This window comes from Enterobacter cloacae complex sp. IR5422 (assembly GCF_049238165.1).
GTDB lineage: Bacteria > Pseudomonadota > Gammaproteobacteria > Enterobacterales > Enterobacteriaceae > Enterobacter > Enterobacter roggenkampii.
The window spans coordinates 1-4,224 of record NZ_JBMKHT010000097.1 but is presented as its reverse complement, the minus strand read 5'-3'; the positions used below and the strand labels follow the sequence as shown (position 1 = coordinate 4,224).

Below are 4,224 nucleotides of genomic sequence, written 5' to 3'. Positions count from 1 at the left end.
TCTGGCGGCGTTTACTGGAAAACTCACTGTCGGCAAAAGTCAGTTGCTGGCTCATCCGGTTACTCATTCTGGGTTCAGGTTACAACACGATGATCTCACATCTCGGACTTATTCGCACCTTCCTTAACTTCCAGGATATGGTTAAGGGAGTCATCACACCATCGACCACTACCGTTATTATCAACACTATCCATAAGGATATATCTGCAGCCACAACTGTCGCATTGCTTAACTCCCTGCGCAAGCGTCTTACGCACTGCGCGTTGCTGGTTTTAATTGTAAAAAGTGACCTCTCCAGACTGTTTCGGGAGTTGCTTGATATTGATAATTTATTGATTTTGAATGATGAATCATCTTTATCAGATTTCTCTGCCATCATCAACAGACCTTTAACCGCCGATGGCTGTCAGGGATTATGTACCCGGCGTACGCTAACCTCCAGGGAACTTCAGGTTCTGGAGTTAATCATTGCCTGCAACAACAATAAAAGAATCGCATTACTCCTCGATATTGATCACAAAACGGTACACAGCCATAAGGTACATATTATGAAGAAGCTGGGGATGAATAACTCACGGATAATGAATAAAAGGATAGTCAATATGTATCGGTGCTGAAGCCAAAAATATGTGGGTGACCAATCAAAAGCCGCTAATTCATTGGCAACCTTCCTTTAATAATCATTCCCATCGACACAAACCTCACCTATAATAATATTATCTTCTCTTTACCTTCGGCCTGATTTTTGACGAGAGATAATGAATGCGACGCTATTTTCCAATCATAACTTATCACGTAACGATATATCCGTTCGTTATGTCTTTCAAAAGATGTTTTCCCCAAAAGGTACGCTCGTCGGGCTTTGTTGAATAAATAAGATTTCGTGCGAACGACCCTGTAGCTGGCTGGATTTTCAGGCAATACGCACGCTTTCTGGCATCCCAGCCTTTGTCATCCTGTTCAACGCACGCACCATGGCCATAGCTTCCGTTACCTGACCATCGTAGTCACGCAGCGTCAGTGAATCTCCCAACAACTGCTTCATTCTGTACATTGCCGTTTCCGCTATCGAGCGACGGTTATATTCCGTTGTCCATTTCCACCGTGCATTGCTTCCGCTCAGCCGCTGATTAGCAACGGCACGGTTGCGGTCTGCGTACTCACCGGGCCAGTAACCTGCTCCTTTTCGGGGAGGAATAAGCGCGCTGATTTTTTTGCGGCGCAGTTCATCGTGACAGAGCCGGGTATCGTAAGCCCCGTCTGCCGCGGCTGCTCTGATTTTTCTGTGAGTCTGCCGGATAAGGCCCGGGAAGGCTTCTGAGTCCGTGACGTTATTCAGCGACAGGTCTGCACAGACAACTTCATGTGTGTTGCTGTCAACAGCAAGATGCAACTTTCGCCAGATACGACGGCGCTCTTTGCCGTGCTTTCTGACTTTCCATTCGCCTTCACCAAAGACCTTCAGCCCGGTGGAATCAATCACCAGGTGTGCGATTTCACCCCGAGTGGACGTTTTGAAACTGACATTAACCGACTTTGCCCGCTTACTGACACTGGTGTAATCCGGGCAGCGCAACGGAACGTTCATCAGGGCAAAAATGGAATCAATAAAACTCTGCGCAGCCCGCAGGGTCAGCCGGAATACGCGTTTAATCACCAGAACGGTGGTGATGGCGAGATCAGAATAGCGCTGGGGCCTTCCTCGTGATGAAGGCGTTGCCGACTCATACCAGGCCTGAATCGCCTCATCATCCAGCCAGAAAGTGAGGGAGCCACGGTTGATGAGAGCTTTGTTGTAGGTGGACCAGTTGGTGATTCTGAACTTTTGCTTTGCCACGGAATGGTCTGTGTTGTCGGGAGGATGCGTGATCTGATCCTTCAACTCAGCAAAAGTTCGATTTATTCAACAAAGCCATAAATAGCATGTAAATTCATAAAATAAATAGATAAAATCTATCAATAACATATTTACATAAGTTTCATTAAATGCGATTAATGTAAATAAACGATCGTGGATCTAAAAAAGGAACAGTCGTGACTACAATCTGCCTTAATATGATTGTACGGGATGAGTCTCACATTATACAAAAGACCCTTTCTAATATATTAGATAAAATACCGATTTCATCATGGGTTATTTGTGATACGGGTTCATCGGATAATACATCAGAAATAATTAAGGAATTCTTTGCCCAAAAGGGAATCCCTGGTAAACTATATCACGATCAATGGATTGATTTTTCACATAACCGAAACCTGGCGCTGCAGCGTTGCGAAGGTATGTCTGACTACATACTCTTTTTTGACGCGGATGACAGGATCGAAGGAAGTGTTGATACCTCGAATTTAACTCACCATAGTTATTTCCTGAAAATGAGTAATGAGTCACATTCTGTTACGTATTACAGAAAACTCATTATCCGTAACGGATTGCCATTCAAATGGCGTGGTGTGTTACATGAATATCTTGAAGATAAATACAATGATACCGGAACTATTAATAGTAACCATTTCATTATTTCAGGGCGCAGCGGATCGCGTAACAATACATGTAAAAAGTACCATCACGATGCAGAGATATTAGCAACCGCATACCATCAGTGTACAGAGCAGGATCTCATGCCCAGGTATGCATTTTATTGCGCACAGTCATATCATGATGCTGCAGTGCAGGATGAGAAAAACAGGTCTGAGTTGTATAGTAAAGCACTTGAATGGTATCTACTACGACTGACGTTGGCCGGGTTTGCGGAGGAACGGTATTTTAGTTTGCTCAGGATTGGTCTTATTCATGAACGTTTAGGGAGAATTTCAAATTCGATCCCTTTTTTGCTTGAGGCCTTTGAGGAAAATCCGTTAAGAGCTGAAAGTTTATACCATCTGGCAAGAATATATCGTTCCATCGGAAAGTATAACCTGGCATTCAGGTTTGCCAAAATGGCTAAGGAAATAAAAAAACCAATAGCGAACTTCCTCTTCCTTGATAATGTGGTATATGATAGCTGGATTGATTATGAGATAATGATTAATGCGATTGAAATTGGTTTGTATCTTGCCGCATACCATTCGGCACGAGAACTGTTATTATCAGGTGCAAATCTTTCTGCCACATCAAAAGCTACGGAGATTATCAATTATTTGATATCTCATTCAATTATAAAAGTTTTTGATCCGGATATTATAGACAATATTAATAAAAACAGAGCCTAATAGGCTGACAATTGATACCAACTTATTGATTTAGAGTATAAGGGGGCTTTGAGGTGATTCAGTTACATCTGCTTCCGACTGCTGTCCTCCTGTTCCGGTTCTGAACGTGTGCTGTGTAATGGTAAAAGTTCTGGCTCAGATCAACATTATTTCCATCTGGCTGTTGAATGGCATGGTAACTCCAGTTCGCGTACTGTCCGGTACACATCAGAATCTCTTGAGACTGGCAGGAATGGCGTCCCGGGGTGTGCCAGCACATGTATTATGGGCGTTTACCCGCTACACGATTTTCCGCTATTTAAATAACAAGCAGCGGCCTGTCGCCTGACGGATATAGCGGGGCACTAACGCCATTACCTGCGCTGGAATGGGCGAATAATGGGCTACATTGGGCTAAATTACGTCAGTACTTGCCGTTTTACGCGTATGGCCAGTCCATGGCCTGGCATCATGAACAACCGGAACATCTTTGAGCCAGGCCCCCCTGGTAATAGTGATATGGATAGCAACCGGGCGGACGCGGTTTGCGTCGTGCCTGAAGAAGAAAATCACGTTATCAGTAAACGCTATATACAGCGAATTGGGCGACATAACCTGAATCTGAGGCAGCCGCTGTTCAGACTAGGTCGCCGCGGGTCTCATCAGGGGCAGCGAAAACGTATAGCAAAAACATTGACTATTGTTCAGGTTATACCCCAATAAATTGAAATCATTGCTCACATTTTCTATCTATTCGTACTGCCTGCATTAAAGTCCTTAATTCGTTACCCAGTTACCATATCCAATCATTGTTTTGCAATGCTAAATAGTAATTGATGTGTATTTATTGATAGCCCCCCCCTATTGAAAACGGATTGTAAATCGTTGCGTTTAATTTAAAATTTTAGGGAAGGTGCGAATAAGTCCGAGATGTGAGATCATCGTGTTGTAACCTGAACCCAGAATGAGTAACCGGATGAGCCAGCAACTGACTTTTGCCGACAGTGAGTTTTCCAGTAAACGCCGCCAGACCCG

4 protein-coding genes and 1 pseudogene are annotated in these 4,224 nt (G+C 43.9%); 4 read left to right on the top strand and 1 reads right to left on the bottom strand.

Annotation, left to right across the window (positions count from 1 at the left end):
- Positions 1 to 89: 89 nt before the first annotated feature.
- Both ACOTXT_RS22225 and ACOTXT_RS22220 read left to right on the top strand, forming a co-directional pair.
- Entirely contained in the window at positions 90 to 617 is a 528-nt protein-coding gene (locus ACOTXT_RS22225; protein WP_421625462.1) for a response regulator transcription factor, read from the top strand.
- A gap of 141 nt (positions 618 to 758) precedes the next feature.
- Positions 759 to 863, top strand: a pseudogene (locus tag ACOTXT_RS22220) (EAL domain-containing protein); the annotation flags it as partial.
- A gap of 50 nt (positions 864 to 913) precedes the next feature.
- On the opposite strand, the gene ACOTXT_RS22215 reads toward ACOTXT_RS22220, so the two are convergent.
- Complete coding sequence (locus ACOTXT_RS22215) at positions 914 to 1,882, bottom strand: IS5 family transposase (protein WP_162782984.1); 969 nt, start codon at positions 1,880 to 1,882, stop codon at positions 914 to 916.
- 152 nt (positions 1,883 to 2,034) lie between these two features.
- On the opposite strand from ACOTXT_RS22215, the gene ACOTXT_RS22210 reads away from it, so the two are divergent.
- Both ACOTXT_RS22210 and ACOTXT_RS22205 read left to right on the top strand, forming a co-directional pair.
- Positions 2,035 to 3,210 carry a glycosyltransferase gene (locus ACOTXT_RS22210; RefSeq protein WP_162782983.1) on the top strand — a complete coding sequence of 392 codons (1,176 nt, stop codon included), beginning with the start codon at positions 2,035 to 2,037 and terminating at the stop codon, positions 3,208 to 3,210.
- A 378-nt stretch (positions 3,211 to 3,588) separates the two neighbouring features.
- Positions 3,589 to 3,912 (top strand): IS1 family transposase, encoded by a 324-nt coding sequence (locus ACOTXT_RS22205; RefSeq protein ID WP_394816661.1) that lies wholly within the window; start codon positions 3,589 to 3,591, stop codon positions 3,910 to 3,912.
- Positions 3,913 to 4,224 lie beyond the last annotated feature (312 nt).

Bases quoted from the DNA above. Each gene is read 5' to 3' on its own strand.
- ACOTXT_RS22225 (WP_421625462.1), top strand. From the start codon at position 90: ATGATCTCACATCTCGGACTTATTCGCACCTTCCTTAACTTCCAGGAT.
- ACOTXT_RS22205 (WP_394816661.1), top strand. From the start codon at position 3,589: ATGGGCTACATTGGGCTAAATTACGTCAGTACTTGCCGTTTTACGCGT.